The organism is Microcystis aeruginosa NIES-4325 (genome assembly GCF_008974145.1).
GTDB lineage: Bacteria > Cyanobacteriota > Cyanobacteriia > Cyanobacteriales > Microcystaceae > Microcystis > Microcystis aeruginosa_G.
Window position 1 is genome coordinate 1 of record NZ_BJKP01000036.1, and the last position, 17324, is coordinate 17324.

The 17324-nt window shown below is 45.1% G+C and carries 15 protein-coding genes and 1 tRNA gene; 5 read left to right on the plus strand and 11 right to left on the minus strand.

Annotated elements, in window-relative coordinates; all coding sequences use genetic code 11:
* The first annotated feature begins 280 nt into the window (after positions 1–280).
* Entirely contained in the window at positions 281–520 is a 240-nt protein-coding gene (locus tag MiAbW_RS16055) for a hypothetical protein (RefSeq protein WP_151696913.1), read from the plus strand.
* A gap of 59 nt (positions 521–579) precedes the next feature.
* Here MiAbW_RS16055 and MiAbW_RS16060 read toward each other — a convergent pair whose 3' ends face one another.
* The 7 genes from MiAbW_RS16060 to MiAbW_RS16090 all read right to left on the minus strand — a co-directional run bounded on the left by MiAbW_RS16060 (position 580) and on the right by MiAbW_RS16090 (position 7541).
* Positions 580–1989 (minus strand): NAD(P)(+) transhydrogenase (Re/Si-specific) subunit beta, encoded by a 1410-nt coding sequence (locus MiAbW_RS16060; protein ID WP_151696914.1) that lies wholly within the window; start codon positions 1987–1989, stop codon positions 580–582.
* Positions 1986–2282: an NAD(P) transhydrogenase subunit alpha gene (locus MiAbW_RS16065; RefSeq protein ID WP_002785583.1), complete on the minus strand. Its 297-nt coding sequence runs from the start codon at positions 2280–2282 to the stop codon at positions 1986–1988. The genes MiAbW_RS16060 and MiAbW_RS16065 overlap by 4 nt, the downstream gene beginning before the upstream one ends.
* Before the next feature lie 101 nt (positions 2283–2383).
* Entirely contained in the window at positions 2384–3532 is a 1149-nt protein-coding gene (locus MiAbW_RS16070; protein ID WP_151696915.1) for a Re/Si-specific NAD(P)(+) transhydrogenase subunit alpha, read from the minus strand.
* 354 nt (positions 3533–3886) lie between these two features.
* Positions 3887–4843: a PspA/IM30 family protein gene (locus tag MiAbW_RS16075; RefSeq protein ID WP_151696916.1), complete on the minus strand. Its 957-nt coding sequence runs from the start codon at positions 4841–4843 to the stop codon at positions 3887–3889.
* A gap of 106 nt (positions 4844–4949) precedes the next feature.
* The gene (locus tag MiAbW_RS16080; protein WP_151696917.1) at positions 4950–5723 is read right to left on the minus strand and encodes a PspA/IM30 family protein; all 774 of its coding nucleotides are present in this window, start codon (positions 5721–5723) and stop codon (positions 4950–4952) included.
* Positions 5724–5971: 248 nt separating this feature from the next.
* On the minus strand, positions 5972–6628 hold the full coding sequence (locus MiAbW_RS16085) for a PspA/IM30 family protein (RefSeq protein ID WP_151696918.1): 657 nt from the start codon (positions 6626–6628) through the stop codon (positions 5972–5974).
* Positions 6629–6650: 22 nt separating this feature from the next.
* The gene (locus MiAbW_RS16090; protein ID WP_151696919.1) at positions 6651–7541 is read right to left on the minus strand and encodes a hypothetical protein; all 891 of its coding nucleotides are present in this window, start codon (positions 7539–7541) and stop codon (positions 6651–6653) included.
* A 94-nt stretch (positions 7542–7635) separates the two neighbouring features.
* On the opposite strand from MiAbW_RS16090, the gene MiAbW_RS16095 reads away from it, so the two are divergent.
* The 3 genes from MiAbW_RS16095 to MiAbW_RS16105 all read left to right on the plus strand — a co-directional run bounded on the left by MiAbW_RS16095 (position 7636) and on the right by MiAbW_RS16105 (position 10037).
* Complete coding sequence (locus MiAbW_RS16095) at positions 7636–8184, plus strand: DUF721 domain-containing protein (protein WP_151696920.1); 549 nt, start codon at positions 7636–7638, stop codon at positions 8182–8184.
* Positions 8185–8572: 388 nt separating this feature from the next.
* On the plus strand, positions 8573–8848 hold the full coding sequence (locus MiAbW_RS16100) for a hypothetical protein (protein WP_151696921.1): 276 nt from the start codon (positions 8573–8575) through the stop codon (positions 8846–8848).
* 190 nt (positions 8849–9038) lie between these two features.
* Positions 9039–10037 (plus strand): Gfo/Idh/MocA family protein, encoded by a 999-nt coding sequence (locus MiAbW_RS16105; protein WP_151696922.1) that lies wholly within the window; start codon positions 9039–9041, stop codon positions 10035–10037.
* Positions 10038–10043: 6 nt separating this feature from the next.
* On the opposite strand, the gene MiAbW_RS16110 is transcribed toward MiAbW_RS16105, so the two are convergent.
* Positions 10044–10994, minus strand: coding sequence for a branched-chain amino acid ABC transporter permease (locus tag MiAbW_RS16110; RefSeq protein ID WP_151696923.1), 951 nt, complete (start codon positions 10992–10994; stop codon positions 10044–10046).
* A gap of 12 nt (positions 10995–11006) precedes the next feature.
* Entirely contained in the window at positions 11007–11858 is an 852-nt protein-coding gene (gene lgt / locus MiAbW_RS16115) for a prolipoprotein diacylglyceryl transferase (protein ID WP_151696924.1), read from the minus strand.
* Between the two features lie 73 nt (positions 11859–11931).
* Between lgt and MiAbW_RS16120 the strand changes: the two genes are divergently transcribed.
* Positions 11932–12012 (plus strand) — tRNA-Leu (locus MiAbW_RS16120).
* A 111-nt stretch (positions 12013–12123) separates the two neighbouring features.
* On the opposite strand, the gene clpB is transcribed toward MiAbW_RS16120, so the two are convergent.
* Together clpB and MiAbW_RS16130 are read right to left on the minus strand one after the other, a co-directional pair.
* On the minus strand, positions 12124–14742 hold the full coding sequence (gene clpB / locus MiAbW_RS16125; RefSeq protein ID WP_151696925.1) for an ATP-dependent chaperone ClpB: 2619 nt from the start codon (positions 14740–14742) through the stop codon (positions 12124–12126).
* Between the two features lie 462 nt (positions 14743–15204).
* Complete coding sequence (locus MiAbW_RS16130; protein ID WP_151696926.1) at positions 15205–17106, minus strand: transketolase C-terminal domain-containing protein; 1902 nt, start codon at positions 17104–17106, stop codon at positions 15205–15207.
* Between the last annotated feature and the right edge of the window lie 218 nt (positions 17107–17324).

Below are 17324 nucleotides of genomic sequence, written 5' to 3' on the forward strand. Positions count from 1 at the left end.
GATGGACAGTCGGAATTTCAAGCTTGGGGAGAAACTGTAAGACTCTTTGGTACTTGTACCCAAAAGCGGGTTTCTATGAATCAAGAATCCCCCGTCACAGCGTCAGCTTGACGACGGGAGTGTCAATCAGGTTTAGTGGCTCCCTGTCAAGAATCAAGTTCTAGCTCTTGCTAAAATCATTGTTCCTGATTGCTGATGCTGACTGGGGATAACTGCCAGGGGTTCTACTACTTAGAAAAAAATTATCAAGTTTGTATTGATCACTCAAGGAGAACTTTTTATGGAAATATCTCGTCCTAATCAAGCAGAATTAACCGGCGAAGAACAAAAGGAACTAGAAAAGTTGCGAGCTATTATTGAACAGGCTAGTATTGATGGCGTGATCACTCAAGGGGAAAGGGAAAGAATCGCCCTGGCTATGAGGTCTGATGGTAAAGTGACCCTGGAAGAATTAGAGTTAGTCAGAACTTTAATTACCGAAAAAGTGAGCAAAGGGGAATTAGTTCTCGATTATCTGTAAACTCTGAAAAATCAGATAAAAAAAAGACGGGGTTTTCACCCCGTCCTATTTGTTAAGAATTATGACAAATCCTTGACTTGTGATACTAATTGTGCTACCACATCTTGAGCGCTACCAAAGAGCATAAAGGTTTTAGGATTGTAGAATAATTCATTTTCTACCCCAGCAAAACCCGATCGCATACTGCGCTTAATCACGATCGTGTGCTGTGCCTTATCCACGTCGAGAATCGGCATTCCATAAATCGGACTAGCCTTATCGTGACGGGCAGCGGGATTAACCACATCATTCGCCCCAATAATTAACGCCACATCAACGCGCTCAAACTCAGGATTAATATCATCCATATCGTAGAGTTGCGGATAGGGAACATTAGCTTCGGCCAATAATACATTCATGTGGCCGGGCATTCTTCCCGCCACGGGGTGAATAGCATATTTAACCTCAACGCCATTTTTTTCCAACTGTTCAGCCAATTCTCGCACCGCGTGTTGTGCTTGGGCCACCGCCATGCCGTAACCGGGTACAATCACCACAGAACGCGCATAACCGAGCATCATTGCCCCTTCCTCTGAATCGATCGCATGAACCGATTTATCAAGGTTAGAAGTGGCGCTGGCTTCGCCTCCGGCACTAGCACCGGTACCAAATGCGCCAAATAGTACACTAGCCAGCGATCGATTCATGGCTTTACACATGATCTGAGTCAGGATAATCCCCGACGCACCCACCAAGGCACCGGCGATGATCAACATACTATTCATCAGGATAAAACCGACTACGCTGGCGGCAAGTCCCGAAAAAGAGTTTAAAAGGGAGATAACCACGGGCATATCGCCGCCGCCGATGGGAAGCACGAATAAAGCCCCGAAAATTAAGGAAAGTGCCACCAAGGTCAGGAAAACATCGATCGAGGTGGGATCAAAAAAGAGATAGACACTACCCCCTAAAAAGGTGAGTAGCAAGAGAATGTTAAAGGGTTGTTGGAAAGGAAAAGTTACGGGCGCGCCACTGATTAATTCCTGTAATTTGGCAAAAGCGAGGACACTACCAGTAAAAGTGACACCACCGATCAATATACCCAAAATAGCGATCAGTATCGAGTCAAAACCAATATTTTCACCACTTTGCAGTAAACGCCAGTATTCGCCCATGGCAATTAAAGCACTGGCAGCACCGCCTAAACCGTTAAAAATCGCTACCATTTGGGGCATAGCTGTCATCGGGACTTTTTGCGCCGAAACTAAGCCGATAATTGAGCCAATCACCAACGCTACGGCGATTAAACCATAGCTGAGGATTTCTTGATTGATTAAGGTGGCAATAACGGCGATTAGCATCCCGATGGCAGCCAGAAAATTGCCTTGACGGGCGGTAGCGGGGGAAGATAATTGTTTAAGACCGATGATAAATAAAATGGCGGCGAGTAGATAGGACAACTCGATCCCTGTGATCAGGGCATTATTCATGATTTAGCCTCTTTTTTCTTGAACATTTGCAGCATTCGATCGGTAACGACAAAACCACCGACCACGTTAACCATCGCCAAAATAACGGCAATTAACCCTAAAATTACGGTTAATTGGTGCCAATCCGTGCCTCCGGCGATGAGGAGCGCACCGACAACGGCGATACCTGAAATTGCATTCGCTCCCGACATCAGGGGTGTATGGAGAGTGGGAGGTACTTTATTGATCACCTCGAAACCGACAAAGGAAGCGAGGACAAATACCACTAAAGCGGTTAAAAGTTGGGCAGTCATTGGTTAAAGAAATAGGGGATAGGGTTTGGGGATTGGGGAAGTGGGGTGATGGGGGGATTGGGGAAGTGGGGAGAACAAAGCTGCCTTTTGCCTCCTGATAGCTAAAAAGCGGATAACTGTTCACTGAGGGCGGATTTAATCCGTTGGTTGCGGATTTCGCCAGCGTGGGTGACACAGGCACTATCAATGATGTCATCGGCAAAATCGAGGTTTAAACTGCCGTCTTTGCTGACTAGAAGCTGTAGCAGCATTTGCAGGTTTTTGGCATACATCTGACTGGCATTGGTGGCCACTGTGGCAGGAAGATTAACGGCTCCGACGATTTTTACCCCATTAACGATGATTTCTCGTCCCGGTTGGGTGTAGGCGCAATTTCCGCCCTGTTCCGCCGCTAAATCAACGATTACCGACCCCGGTTTCATGGTGGCGATCATTTCTTTGGTGACTAGCAGCGGGGCTTGTTTCCCCGGTACTTGGGCTGTGGTGATCACCACATCAGCCCGCTTAATTGGTTCCGTTAGGGCTTGACAAATGCGCTCCTGTGTGCTAAGAGAAACCTCTTTGGCGTAACCGTTATCGGCGACGGTATCTTCTTCTAGGGGCATTTCAATAAATTTCGCCCCGACACTCTGCACTTCTTCTTTGACTTGAGGACGAATATCAAAAGCCTCCACCACTGCCCCCAAACGGCGGGCGGTAGCGCAAGCTTGCAATCCAGCCACTCCTGCCCCCAATACCAGCACTTTGGCTGGGGCGATCGTACCGGCGGCGGTAGTCATCATCGGGAACATTTTCGGCAGCTCAACGGCGGCGAGGAGTACCGCTTTGTAACCGGCGAGGTTAGCCTGAGAGGAGAGGGCATCCATACTCTGGGCGCGACTACTGCGGGGAATTAATTCCATGCTCAAAGCAGTGATCCCGCGCTCGGCTAATTTGGCAATGCGCCGGGGTTGACGCAGGGGATCGAGAAAGCCGATGAGGATACCACCATTTTTCAGGCGATCGATCTCGCTATCGCTAGGAGGGACGACTTTGAGAATAATATCAGCAGTTTCATAGATATATTCGCTGTTTTCGCTCAGGGCGGCTCCCACGGCACTATAGGCACTATCGGCAAAGTTGGCGCCAATTCCTGCCCCATTTTGGACAATTACCTCAAATCCCGCCTTGACTAAACGGGCGACGGTATCCGGCACTAGCGCCACCCGCGCCTCGCCTTGGTCACTTTCTTTGATTACGCCGATTTTCATGGCTGGGTTTCTCCTTAGTAAGTCCTTCTCTTGTCTTATGCTGTTAGGGTAAGGGTTTCGTTAAATGCGATCGATCCCTTGGGATAATTTCGAGTCAAAATTGCTTTTCACTTCCATCCTAGCTATCCTCACCTTTCTGGCTCTTTTTCGGGCTGAATCTTAGGATTATCTTCAGAATTAAAGGGTTTTGATCGGCACTGCTTGAGATTTTTTTATAATTATGAGGTACAAAGCTTTCGTTGTGGGTAACGCCGAAACGCTTAACATTAGCCGCTCTTCGCTCGTAGATACCAGATTAATTTATACTTCATCTTTAGGAGAAAGGCTCTAATACGTCTCGACAATCTCAAAGTTTTACAGTTCTTTTAACTTCGATCGCAATTCCTCTAATTCTGCATCTACTGCTGAATCCCTGACGGTGGCTGCTGGGGGTAAATTGCTTTGATTAGAAGTTGTACTAGGTAATACTCCCCTGGACATTTGTGCTTTTAGCAGTGCTAATTCATCATCCACATCGCTACCCGCTTCTAGTGGATCGATGTCAACCAATTCACCGTCAGCTTGACTACTGGATTCTAACTGGATAAATTTTGCTTCCATGCGCTCAAAAGCTGAATGGGAAATACTATTGTTCCCATTCTCAAAAATAGTTAAGTTTTTTTGCAAAGTATCGACTTGAGTTTTAATTTGTTCGATCTGACTTTTGATAATATTGGCGATATTAATATGATTCTCTTTTTGTCTAAAAGCCTCTCTAACAAGGGAATAATCCACTTCATATCTAGCTAATTTAGCTCTCCTATCCCATTTTAAAATTTCCGCTAGTTCTTTATTGTATTGTTGTTCGGCTCTTTTTTGTAAAGTGATTATTTCAGCCATGTCTAATCTTGGTAATTTCTTTTCGATTGCTATCCCGTCCAATTCGTCATAAATTTGACTAGGCTCTTGCAATTGTATAACTTTTCCCCCTGGGACTTCAAAAACTGCTTTGTCAATGCTAGTATCTATACTGCCGATACTTTTTTCGTTAATCTTTCTTTCTAAAATCGGCAATTTTTCTTTCAGTTTATCAACTTGGATATTCAGTTTTTCCAGTTGATTTTTAATAATATTTGCGGTATTAATGTGATGTTTTTTCTTTATATTAGCTTCTTGTGCCAGAGACTCATCACCTTTATCTAGGGCGATTTTAACTCTTTTTTCCCATTTTAAAACCTCGGCTTGTGCCTGGTTGTAATGTTGTTCGGCTCTTTTTTGTAAGGCAATTACTTCGATAATTGAGGAACGTAAATTAGATAAATCATCCCGCATAATAGTGATGGTTAATTATGACTAGCAATTAATATTCCCTATCTCAACGACAAAATTAATAAATAGAGACGTACCATAAATAATACGTCTCGACGCTCTCAAAGTTTTACAGTTCTTTTAACTTTGATCGCAATTCCTCTAATTCTGCATCCACTGCCGAATCCCTGACGGTGGTTGCTTGGGGTAAAGTGGGTTGACTAGAAGCTGTACCGGGTAATGCTCCCCCGGACATTTGTGCTTTTAGCATTGCTAATTCATCCTCCACATCGCTGCCCGATTCTAGTGCAGCGAATTGACGTTCCATGTCGCTACCAGTGATTTCACCAATCGCTTGACTACTGGCTTCTAACTGCATAACTTTTTCTTCCATGCGCTCAAAAGCATCCACGGAACTACTGGTATTGATACTGCCAAGGGTTTTCTGGATTTGTTCGTTAGCTTTTGCGGCTCTGGAGCGAGCTACCAACATATTTTTCTTGGTTTTTGCCTCAGAAATCTTACTTTCGAGCGCAATCAAGTTTTTTCTCAGACTTTCTACCTGTACCGTTTGCTGATCCAGTTGATTTTTGAGAATCGCGGCGGTTTCCGTGAAATCTTTCTTGCGTTTAAGAGCTTCCCGAGCGAGGTTTTCATCCCCTTTAGAAAGGGCTAATTTGGCTCTTTGTTCCCATTTATTGGCTTCTGACTGGTCTTTGCTGTATTTTTGTTCCGTTTGTCGTTGTTCAGCGATCGCCCTAGCGACCGCTTGACGTACCTGTACTAGATCCTCTTGCATATCACTGACAGCTTGTTCCAGCATTTTTTCTGGATCTTCAGCCTTGCTCACCATATCATTGAGGTTAGCTCGGACAACTCGGCTAAGGCGATCGAATAAACCCATGACGCTCTTGTTCCTCTCGGTGTGTACTAAATCAGTTAACTGTTCTTAAAATTTCCTATCTTGCCTAACGGCTTATTATCCAATATAAACCACGAGAGCTAGGATAGGCGATAGGGTTTGGGGCATTTAGGGTATTAGGGTATTAGGGTATTAGGGTATTGGGGTTTTAGTTGAAATTTCGCCATCTTGCCCGCAACGCACAGGAAGTGTTCTCCCATCTCCCATCTCCCCACTTACCACTTCCCACATTACCCATCCAAGTTTTCTTGTTTTAACTTGAGTAATTCGGCTTCAATTTGTTTTTGTCCCTCCAAATCTTGGAATTGTCGCTCTAAGGGGTCTTTATACTGGACTAAATCGGCTTGGGATTCAGCTTCTAGGACTTTTGCTTCTAATTTCTCAAAAATAGTCCCCATCTGACTGCTGTTCAAACTGCCCATAATTTCTTGGGCTTTTTGACTGGCGCTCGCCGATCGCAATCTGGCCACATAAAGGCTTTTTTGCGCTTTCATCTCAGCATATTTGCGTTCAATTGTCAAGAGTTCTTTCTTTAATTTTTGTATAATAGCCGTTTGTTGTTGCAGGGAGTTTTGTAGGGGGACGATCTGACTCTGATAGGTTTGCCATTGGCTGAGAGCTTGGCGGGCGAGTTCCTCATTACCGTGATTTAGGGCTAATTGGGCGCGTTCATGCCAAGTTTGGGCTGCTTTTTCCTGTTGTTGTCGTTGGCGCTCGGTGCGTTTCTGGGTAGCGACGGCTGCCGCCAGGGCTTGTCGCATTTGGATCAATTCCCCTTCCATGTCCAAGATCGCCTTTTCCAGTAGTTTCTCTGGATCTTGATTTTCCTGAATCAGACTATTGACTTGGGCGCGAATTGCTTGGCCCATGCGATCAAACAAACCCATTGCCGTCCTCCCGATAGGAACCCTAATAGTTTACCGAAGTGCCGCTCCTATCAATAATGATAGAACTAGGGACGGGGGACTGGGACGGATTGGCTGTTTCTGAAGGTGGCGGACTACTGGGAGAAGGGGATACTTGTAATTCTGGCGGTAACTGTTTCATTAACTCCGTGGCATCCTGTCGGTTTTGATTAGCCAGACGACGGGCTTTTTCCCGTTGAAAAAAGGGTAAATTAGGGGGTGATTCTTCTCTTTGGCGCAATTCCTCTAACATTCGTTCGTTAATGATTGCGGTCGAGGGGGCGGGGGTGACTTGGGGCGGTGGGGGCGGTGGTGCCGAAACTAGGGAAGATACGGGCGGGGTGCTGGAGTCCGGGGGGGCGACGGGTAAAGATTGCTCGATCTTACTGACGGGTAATTGATGGACCGGCATCAGGGAGGGCGGCGGATTCGGGGGTAAGAGGGCATTAGTCAGATTTCTAGCACTGGGGGGACTCTGAACCACTGGTGGGGCAGGAATATTAGTTATCGGGCTAGTTTTAAGGGGAGGAGCGGGAATATTAGCGATCGCACTGGGTTGAGGAGTTTTCTCTACTGGACGAGCGATCGCTATCAATCGATCGAGGCGGCGGGAGTTATTTTTGCGCTGCCCCAACAGGGAATTCTCAGCTTTCCTCGGGGTGGGGGGGGGGGTGGTTAACCATTGATTGAGACTGAGGAGAATATTAGCCATTAAAAAGATCACCATTGCCCCGATACCCCAAGGGGTAAAAAAGACGTCTTTAGCTGGGGGATAGACGTTAATAATAGCGGCTTCCAGCTGTTCTGGTTCCTGGGCGGGATCAATGGCTGAACTGGGTTGATGGACGATCGAGAGAGGGGAATCTTGAGGGGATGGGGATTGATCGGATTTCATGGCGGATATCTAGGGCAAGGATATTAAAGGTTATGCTGAAAAGTTAGCAGGTTTTTTCGTCCTAGTGTATCGTGGTATTCCCTAGATTTTCTCTATGTCTTTACATTCTCTTGCCAAAATTTTGGCGACTATTACTCAACGGGCGGGTTGGGAAGAATATCGCCACTATGGGCAAGTGCTGCAATTATGGCCAAAAATTATTAATCCCCGTCTGATCGCACAAACCCGGCCTTTTTCCCTCAATCGCGGGGTTTTATCGGTGGCTACCAGTAGCGCCGCTTTAGCGCAGGAATTGTCTTTACAACGCTATAGCTTATTAAAACGGCTTAATAGTCAGCTAGAGACTCCCTTGAGCGATATCCGCTTTTCTGCCGCCCGTTGGCAGCAGGATAGTCAGTTAATTCCCCTAGAAGCGATCGCACCTAATTCCCTCAGAGATCATCCTAGTTATGTTACCCCAGAAAAACCGCCAGAAAATCCCCAGCAACTGGACGCTTTAGAGAGTTGGAGCCAGAAAATACGTCATAGAACCCGATCCTGGCCAATTTGTCCTCGTTGTCAGTCTCCCAGTCCCTCCGGGGAGCTTGATCGTTGGCAATGTTGTGCTTTTTGTTTTGCCCAGTCGGGCGGGGTAAAAGATTAAATTTTTTTATAGTATTGTGGAAAGAGTGGTTTTGAGTCAGGAATCGATTTGCCTATCTTTTCTGTCTTAATTGAACCTGTATTCATCCATTCTATTCCGCTAAGGCTTGATCCCCGCTTTGTTATCGCCGATACTAGACCCAATAACTTCGGCCACAACTGAGTTAAACTCTTCAGTTTTGAGACAGTGCTGCTTTTTGTAAAGTAACTATTAAAAGATTCTAAAAATAAAATTTTTTTTCGGGATCACTAGAAACTATATGGCATATCAGTTTTAACTGTGGTAGTCAGGAAAATACCCTTGGCACGGGGTAGGACAATATTACACAGAGCGAAAAGAGAGTCATCCCTTGAGTTCCTTATAATCATCTTCCTTTTAAAGCCAACCCATGCAAGCCGCAAACTTTCTTACTTCTTCCTGTCGATACTGCCGATACTATCAAACCCAAGGTCGGCGCGGTGGCACTTGTCAACAACTAGATGTTCCCGTCGAAGCTCATTGGAAAGCCTGCGCTTTAGCGATGCCTCCTTTTGGCACTGAATGGCAACAACTCAATCGGGTGGTTAGTTTAGAACAGTCTCTAGAATTAACCTGTGCAGTGTCGCCCACTCCCGTGGTGGTTTCCCCTCGTCGTCATGCTCCCCGACAACCGATGGCAGTTTAAAAGCTCTAGGACCTAAACAGGAGCAAAAAATTGGTCTTGCCCATTCAAAATATAAATTCACCCCTCCCACATCTTTTAGGGCGCTATTTTTGAGACAATAGATAGGTTAATTGCCAAGATAAAGCTAGGAAAGGCAAGAGGCAGTCGGCCGAAGCCCACACCCCACTTCCCGATAATTAATGTCGCCAGAATGCCCCTGATGACTTCTAATCGTCCCTTAAAAATTGGTATAGTTGGTACAGGGTTCGCCGCTCAACGTCGCGCTGAAAGCTTGCAAGCCGATGATCGCGCCCAGCTTCTATACGTTAGCGGTAATAGTGCCGAATCGATCGCTAATTTCTCGCAAAAATACCAAATTTCTGCCCTAGATTCAGCAGTAACCCTTGCCAGCCATCCCGATCTCGATCTGATTGTCATTGCCAACGTTAATCAGGCCCATGCCTCGATCACCCGTACTGCCTTAAAATCCGGTAAGCACGTTATCGTCGAGTATCCTCTGGCTTTTCACCCGGCAGCGGCAGCAGAATTAATCACCCTAGCCGAAACCGAGAACAAATTACTGCACGTCGAACATATTGAACTTTTGGGGGGACTCCATCAAACCCAACAGCAATATTTAGCCAGCCTCGGCAATATCCACCTAGCCCGTTATACCACAATCGTCCCCGGCAGACCGGCACCCCGGCGCTGGACATTTCATCGGGATTTATTCGGTTTTCCTTTGATCGCTGCCCTTTCCCGTATCCATCGCTTTACTAATTTATTTGGGGAAGTGGAGTCCGTATCCTGTCATTGTCGTTATTGGAATGCCCCAGAATCCGATTATTTTCTGGCCTGTTTGTGTGAGGCACAGTTATTATTTAAAAATGGCTTAATTGCTGAAGTTACCTACGGCAAAGGCGAAGTTTTTTGGCAAAATGAGCGAACTTTCACTATTCATGGCGAGGGGGGCAGCTTAATTTTTGAAGGGGAAAAAGGGCAGTTAATTAATAGTGAAGGTAGCCAAGCTTTAGAAGCGGAAACCCGTCGCGGTCTTTTTGCCAAAGATACCGCCATGGTGCTGGATTATCTGTTCGATCGGGTTCCTCTTTATGTTACTCCCCAAGCCAGTCTTTATGCCCTAGAAGTGGCATACGCTGCCTATCAATCTTCTTTGTCGGGAAAAACAGTTTTTCTCGGGGCTAATTAAACCGAATTAGACTTTTTGAATTAACTTTCTACCTAGTAAACCCTGGGGACGAACTAACAACATAACAAAGAGAATAGCAAAAGCGATCGCTTCTCGATAACCGGAATATTCTGCGGGAACAAAAGCTTCGGCAATACCCAATAATAAACCACCGATGACCGCTCCGGGGATACTTCCCAATCCCCCTAAAACGATCACTCCTAAACCCTTTAATCCGAAAGCAATACCGAAATAGGGACCGGCAATACTAACACTAGAACCGACTAAAGTTCCTGCTAAACCTGCCAAGGCACCACTAATAAAAAAGGTAATCACGATAAATTTTTCGGGATTGATCCCCAACAAACTGGCTGTGGTGACATCTTCAGCTACCGCTTGTAAAGCTTTGCCCATTTTGGTAAAATTAACCCAGTAAGTTAGTAAAGCTACCATCACTGCTGAAACCAGAAAAATAATAATCTGAATTGTGCGAATTGCCACGGGGCGATCGGCTGTACCAAAATTGATTGCGGGGGGAAGATTGCCATACATATCATCGGGAAAAGTATACATTTCTGCCCCGAATAAGTATTGAATGACATTGACAATCACCACGGCTGCCCCTAGGCTAGAAACCAGAGTTAAGAGAGAATCAGAACCCCTTACCCGGAGGGGTTTAAAGGCCAATCTTTCCAGAAGAACCGAGGTAAAACCTGAAAGGATACAGCCTAGCAAGAGTGCTAAAAAAAAGGGTAAGGAAAAGGGTAATTTGGCATTAGCTAATAAACCATTAAACCCGAAAACTCCCCCCGTTAGAGCGTAGGTAAAATAGGCACCGAGAGTAAAAATTGCGCCATGGGCAAAATTGATAATCCCTAGAATGGAAAAAATCAAAGTGTAACCGAGGGCAAAAATAGCATAGACACTACCGATCGATAAACCGTTTAAAACCTGTTGAAAAATCGTTACTAGATCCATTGTCGGGGTTAGCTAGGGTAACTTTTGATTATAACCGACGGTCGCCACCACATCCGGTAAAGGACGCTGCAGTTTATATAACCAGAATAAACCGAAAAGACCGACAGCGATCGCAGCTAAACTAATTATTTGCGCCATTTTCAGAGGCCCAAACATTAAACTATCGGTGCGTAGTCCCTCGATCCAGAATCTACCTAGACTGTAGGCGATAAAATAAACTAGGGTAAGGGTGCCAATTTTTAATTTACTAGGGTATTTTAAACCCCAGAAAAATAGATAGATGAGTAGGGCAAAAACCGCCAGATTCCAGAGAGATTCGTAGAGAAACGTGGGGTGAAAATAATCGACGGTGATATATTCTAAAGGACGACTAGCCGGAGGAATAAACAACTTCCAAGGTAAATTAGTCGGACTGCCAAAAGCTTCCGAATTAAAAAAGTTACCCCAACGTCCGATCGCTTGACCGAGAATAACTGAAGGGGCCACCAGATCGAGTAATTGCCAAAGAGAAACCCGATTAATGCGGGCAAAGATTAGGGCCGCCAGCAAACCCCCGATAATTGCCCCGTGAATAGCAATACCTCCCTTCCAAATGGCAATAATATCAGCAGGATTGTTAGCGTATTCTTGCCACTGAAAGAGAACATAGTACAGACGGGCCGCAGGTATGGCCCCCACTACTAACCAAATGGCCAAATCAGCGATTAAATCGGGGTTGATTGCTCTTTTTTGGGCGAGGTACTGGGAGAGGGTGACACCCAATAATACCGCCATAGCGATGAGAAATCCATACCAGCGCACCGAAATCGGTCCGATTTCCCAGAGGACGGGGCCGGGAGACTGAAAGACAAAACCTAAGAGCATAAAATTATTAAGAATAAAAAATTTTATCTTTCCTATAGTATCTTATGCTATGATAGGATATGCTGACATATTTGCGGATGTGGCGGAATTGGTAGACGCGCTAGATTTAGGTTCTAGTGTCTTTGATGTGTGGGTTCGAGTCCCTCCATCCGCATTAACCTTCGGGTCTTTGACGTGGTGCGAACAGTGTTACAGTCATAGATTCAAGCCAAAATCCCATGCTTCCATAATAATCAAAGGGTGAGCATTGCCCACCCTTACTTAATTAAGCAGTTACTACTGGGGAAGCTAACCGTTTAAAGGTCAATCTTTCATCGGCCACATCAACAAAAACCGTGTCTCCCCCTTTGAATTCGCCGCGCAGAATTGCCTTAGCGATCGGAGTTTCCACATATCTTTGTACTGCCCGTTTTAAGGGTCGCGCACCGTACACCGGATCGTAACCAATTTCTGCTAGATAATCGAGGGCAATATCGGCAAATTTCAGGGCTAATTTTTGTTCGATCAAGCGATCGCTGAGATTGGCTAACTGTAGTTTGACAATCGATCGCAGTTGTGCTTTTTGTAAACTATGGAAAATGATCGTTTCATCGATACGATTGAGGAATTCGGGACGGAAACTATTCCGCATTGCTTCCATCACTCGTGCCTGCATTTCTTCGTAACGAGACTCATCACCAGCCACGTCTAAAATGTATTGAGAACCGATATTACTGGTCATAATAATGATGGTATTTTTAAAATCAACCAGATGACCTTGAGAGTCGGTTAAGCGCCCATCGTCAAGGATTTGTAACATAACGTTAAAAACGTCGGGATGGGCTTTTTCAATCTCATCAAAGAGGATGACAGAGTAGGGACGACGCCGGATTGCCTCGGTTAATTGTCCCCCTTCATCGTAGCCGACGTATCCCGGAGGCGCGCCCATGAGACGGGAAACGCTGTGTTTTTCCATGTATTCCGACATATCGATGCGAACTAGAGCCTCTTCCGTGTCAAAGAGATTGCGTGCTAAAGCTTTCGCCAATTCTGTCTTACCAACCCCCGTCGGACCGAGGAAAATAAAGCTGGCCGTGGGACGGTTGGGGTCTGATAAACCAGCGCGGGAACGTTGAATCGCTTCGGCTACGGCTGTGACTGCTTCTTCTTGACCGATGACACTTTCGTGTAATTCGTCTTCCAGATTGAGGAGTTTTTCTTTTTCCGATTCGATTAATTTATTGAGAGGAATTCCCGTCCATTTCGAGATAATTTCTGCGATATCCGATTCGAGAACTTCTTCCCTTAATAAACTTTTGCCGGTGGTTTGTTTGTCGGCCAATTGAGTTTCTAGGGCGGACATTTGCCGCTGCAGATCCGTTAATTTTCCGAACTTTAATTCCGCAGCCCGATTATAATCATAATCTCGTTCGGCCTGTTGAATTTCCAGATTAACTTGTTCGATCGCTTCTTTCACCCCACGAACTTTATCGATAATCTCTTTTTCCCCTTGCCATTGGGCATTTAATCCCGATTGTTCTTCCTTGAGGTTAGCCAGTTCTTTTTCTAACTTTTCTAACCGTTCTCGCGAAGCTGGATCGTACTCCCGTTGTAGGGAAAGTCTTTCCATTTCTAACTGGAGAATTTTGCGATCAATTTCATCGAGTTCTTCTGGTTTAGAGGTGATTTCCATCTTCAATTTGGCCGCCGCTTCATCAACTAAATCAATGGCCTTATCGGGCAAAAAGCGATCGCTAATATAACGATTAGAAAGCAGTGCCGCCGCTACTAAAGCATTATCGGCAATTTTGACCCCATGATGCACCTCATAACGTTCTTTGAGACCGCGAAGAATCGAAATAGTATCGACCACATTTGGTTCATCCACTAAAACCTCTTGAAAACGTCTTTCTAATGCCGCATCTTTTTCGATATATTTGCGGTACTCATCGAGGGTAGTAGCCCCAATACAACGTAATTCACCCCGGGCTAACATTGGTTTTAATAAATTGCCCGCATCCATTGCCCCTTGCGTGGCTCCCGCACCGACAACGGTATGAATTTCGTCAATAAACATGATAATATTGCCTTGGGAATCGGTGACTTCTTTGAGGACAGCTTTTAATCTTTCCTCAAATTCCCCGCGATATTTTGCTCCCGCAATTAAGCCCCCTAAATCGAGAGAAATAAGAGTCCGATCTAACAGAGATTCTGGCACATCACGGTTAATAATCCGCTGGGCTAATCCTTCGACAATGGCTGTTTTTCCTACTCCCGGTTCCCCGATTAAAACTGGGTTATTTTTAGTCCGACGCGAGAGAATCTGAATGGTGCGACGGATTTCGTCATCCCGTCCAATTACGGGGTCTAATTTACCTTCCCGGGCCAATTGGGTGAGATCCCGTCCGTATTTTTCTAGGGCTTCGTATTTGCCTTCTGGATTCTGATCGGTCACTTTTTGACTACCTCTGACTTGTTGAATAATTTCCTTGAGTTTGTTTTCGGTAAGTCCGAATTCTTGAAAAATATTTTTACCGAAGCGATCATCTTTAGCGTAACCTAAAATTAAATGCTCGATCGAGATAAAGTCATCTCCAAATTCTCGGCGATAATTTTCCGCTCGATCGAGTAAACTATCTAAACTACGACCTAAATAAATCGAGTCGCCGGGGTTAGAGATTTTCGGTTGACGACGGATAAAGTCGTCGGTTCGATCCCGCAAACGGGCTAGACTAATATTAGCTTTACTAAAGACACTGCCCGCTAATCCCTCCTGTTCAAGAAGGGCTTTCATTAGATGTTCGCTTTCGATTTGTTGCTGGCTGTTCTGTTTGGCAATGTCCGGCGTTTTGACGATTGCCTCCCAAGCTTTTTCTGTAAATTGTTGTGGATTGGTTGGCTGCATTTTCTATAAGAGATTACTTTTATACCCTAGAGACTATTCTAGATTGACCGGTTTGTCGGCTTCTAGGGGCTTACCGTACCTAGTTAAGGGGGATTTCCCCTCAATGGTGCGATTTAATCGGCTAAAGTTGATTAGCTGTAATCGATTGAAACTGCGTCTTGGAAATTTTAGTACAAATGATCAGACCCTCAACCAAGCTAAAATCTTAATTATTGAAGATGTCCACTGGTGACTGATGACTGATGACTGTTTACAAAGGCCGAATCTAAAACCTAAGTAGGGAGGCACAATTATTTGTAGGATGGGTTAGCGGTAGCGTAACCGATGCAGGCGTTGGGTTTCATGCTTCAACCAAACCTACGTTCTGATGACTGTTTACTAATTACTGATAACTGATAACTGATAACTGATTACTGATTACTGATTACTGATTACTGATTAAAGCCCACCCTAAAATACTATCTAAGCGATTAAAGATTTAACTTTACTAATGATACCAACTGGGTCAATACCTTGGTGGGGGAACTGTTCCCATAAACCGCCACAACCTTCGTGTTGAGTACCGATATAGGCGTATTTAGGAGTTAAACCGCGTTCGAGTAACCAAGAACCATAACGGCTACCTAAACCCGTGCGACGGTTAAATGCTTCTACCACTAAAACAAAGGGAGAATTACCAACTTTAGCGATAATTTCTTCATCCACTACATTGAGAGTCGGTTTATTAATTAAACCCACGTCAATACCTTCTTGTTTTAGACGTTCCACTGCATCTAAAGCGCGGTATAAACCATCGCCAAAGCTGATGATATAACCAGCAGTGCCTTCCCGAATTACTTCATCTTTGCCAGGAACAAAGGTATAACCATCACCAAAGAAATTATTGCCTTTAGTATCAAGAATATTGGGAGTTTTAGAACGAGTCGAGAAGATAAAACGTAAACCGGGTTGATGGAAAGTTGCCTCGACACAGGCGGTCATTTGTGCCGCATCGGCTGGAAAATAAAGACGGGTTTCGTAACCGTCATCCAGTCCATTATCGGCAAAGAAATTATTCAAACCAAAGTGACAGGTATTATCGGCCATGTCATCGATACCAGAATGGGAAAAATGACATAAAAGATTAGAATAATTCAAGCGGGCCATGGTGATTTCAGAAATACACATTTCTAGAAAAGCGGCAAAGGTGGCGAAAATTCCCTGTTTACCTTTTTCCATACCAAAACCAGCGGCTGCCGAAAGATTGCCTCGCTCCATAATACCAGAAGGAATAAACACTTCCGGATGTTTATCGTGGATAATTTTTAGACCGCAGGAACCCTCTAAATCGCTATCTACTACTAATACCTTAGCCTTGCGTTCTTCCTCGCTCATTTTGCCTAAAAGACTGACTACCGCTTCGCCGAAAACGTTGCGGTTAGAACCCCATTTATCCCCAGACCCGAGGAATTTATAGTCATTAGAAGGCTTCTTAATACTGTTGAGATATTCCACGGCGGCACTGTGTCCTTTTGCCTCTAAATATTTCAAAGCCAAGGGGACAGAAATCACGTCATGTCCGTGGTTAGAACCTTCTAAACCTTCAATACCGGGACACATGGGACGTTTATTAATAATCGCAATCGGGCCCGGAGTATTAATTGCTTCACAGATATTGCGATACAAACTATCGATATCTTCCCCATCTCCTACTAACACTTTTACGCCATGGCCGGTGAGAGTTTTAGCCACATCATAACCGGGTAAATATTTGGAAGGATTACCGGCAATCGTCACATCATTATCATCAATAATCAGCTTAACATTGATGTGTTGAGCCACGGCCAAACGGGCAGCTTCCGCGTCATTGCCTTCCTGTTGAGAACCATCGGAACCTAAACAAAAAACAGTTTTTCCGGGGTTAGCTAAAGCGACACCGTTAACGTAGGGCCACATATGTCCTAAACGGCCAGAACTGAATTTGACGCCGGGGGTTAATCCTAATTCTGGGTGTCCGGGGAGTTTAGAATTAGCCTCGCGGTAGTGCATTAATTGTTCTGCGGGTAAAGAACCTTCTAACGCAGACATGAGATATTGAGTACCGACGCGGTGTCCCGCTTCATCGAAGAAGATTGGTACAAATTGACTAGGTTGACTGCGGAAAAGAGCATCGAGAATCACCACTTCCGGGACGGTATCGTAAGGGCCGCCAGTGTGTCCACCCACACCCCGGGCCGCACCCGTGGCAGTAAAAAAGATGATAGCATCGCGACAGAGTTGGATATTGGCTTTTAGGGCGCTTCTTTGGTCGTCGGTGAGGGTGGAGTTACTGGGGTCGAGACTGATGGGTTTATAGGCACTCAAATCGATGGGAAAGGCTGTCATTGTAGATTTTCCTTAATGTAGAGAAATAACTATAGTCAGGGAAATCATAGCCTAGAATGTCACCCGATCGATTGATTGAATAATTTCTTATCATGGATACCCCAAACACAAAAAGCGATCAAATGACTGATCACAAACAACTAACAACCAAGTCTTAATAATCCCATCTTGGCCCCTTCTATCAGCCCTGCGCCCTTACAGATGATGATTGACTACGG

Bases quoted from the DNA above. Each gene is read 5' to 3' on its own strand.
- MiAbW_RS16100 (WP_151696921.1), top strand. From the start codon at position 8,573: ATGCAAGCCGCAAACTTTCTTACTTCTTCCTGTCGATACTGCCGATAC.
- MiAbW_RS16110 (WP_151696923.1), bottom strand. From the start codon at position 10,994: ATGGATCTAGTAACGATTTTTCAACAGGTTTTAAACGGTTTATCGATC.
- clpB (WP_151696925.1), bottom strand. From the start codon at position 14,742: ATGCAGCCAACCAATCCACAACAATTTACAGAAAAAGCTTGGGAGGCA.
- MiAbW_RS16085 (WP_151696918.1), bottom strand. From the start codon at position 6,628: ATGGGTTTGTTTGATCGCATGGGCCAAGCAATTCGCGCCCAAGTCAAT.
- MiAbW_RS16070 (WP_151696915.1), bottom strand. From the start codon at position 3,532: ATGAAAATCGGCGTAATCAAAGAAAGTGACCAAGGCGAGGCGCGGGTG.
- MiAbW_RS16060 (WP_151696914.1), bottom strand. From the start codon at position 1,989: ATGAATAATGCCCTGATCACAGGGATCGAGTTGTCCTATCTACTCGCC.
- MiAbW_RS16075 (WP_151696916.1), bottom strand. From the start codon at position 4,843: ATGCGGGATGATTTATCTAATTTACGTTCCTCAATTATCGAAGTAATT.
- MiAbW_RS16080 (WP_151696917.1), bottom strand. From the start codon at position 5,723: ATGGGTTTATTCGATCGCCTTAGCCGAGTTGTCCGAGCTAACCTCAAT.
- MiAbW_RS16130 (WP_151696926.1), bottom strand. From the start codon at position 17,106: ATGACAGCCTTTCCCATCGATTTGAGTGCCTATAAACCCATCAGTCTC.
- MiAbW_RS16055 (WP_151696913.1), top strand. From the start codon at position 281: ATGGAAATATCTCGTCCTAATCAAGCAGAATTAACCGGCGAAGAACAA.
- MiAbW_RS16065 (WP_002785583.1), bottom strand. From the start codon at position 2,282: ATGACTGCCCAACTTTTAACCGCTTTAGTGGTATTTGTCCTCGCTTCC.
- MiAbW_RS16105 (WP_151696922.1), top strand. From the start codon at position 9,039: ATGCCCCTGATGACTTCTAATCGTCCCTTAAAAATTGGTATAGTTGGT.
- lgt (WP_151696924.1), bottom strand. From the start codon at position 11,858: ATGCTCTTAGGTTTTGTCTTTCAGTCTCCCGGCCCCGTCCTCTGGGAA.
- MiAbW_RS16095 (WP_151696920.1), top strand. From the start codon at position 7,636: ATGTCTTTACATTCTCTTGCCAAAATTTTGGCGACTATTACTCAACGG.
- MiAbW_RS16090 (WP_151696919.1), bottom strand. From the start codon at position 7,541: ATGAAATCCGATCAATCCCCATCCCCTCAAGATTCCCCTCTCTCGATC.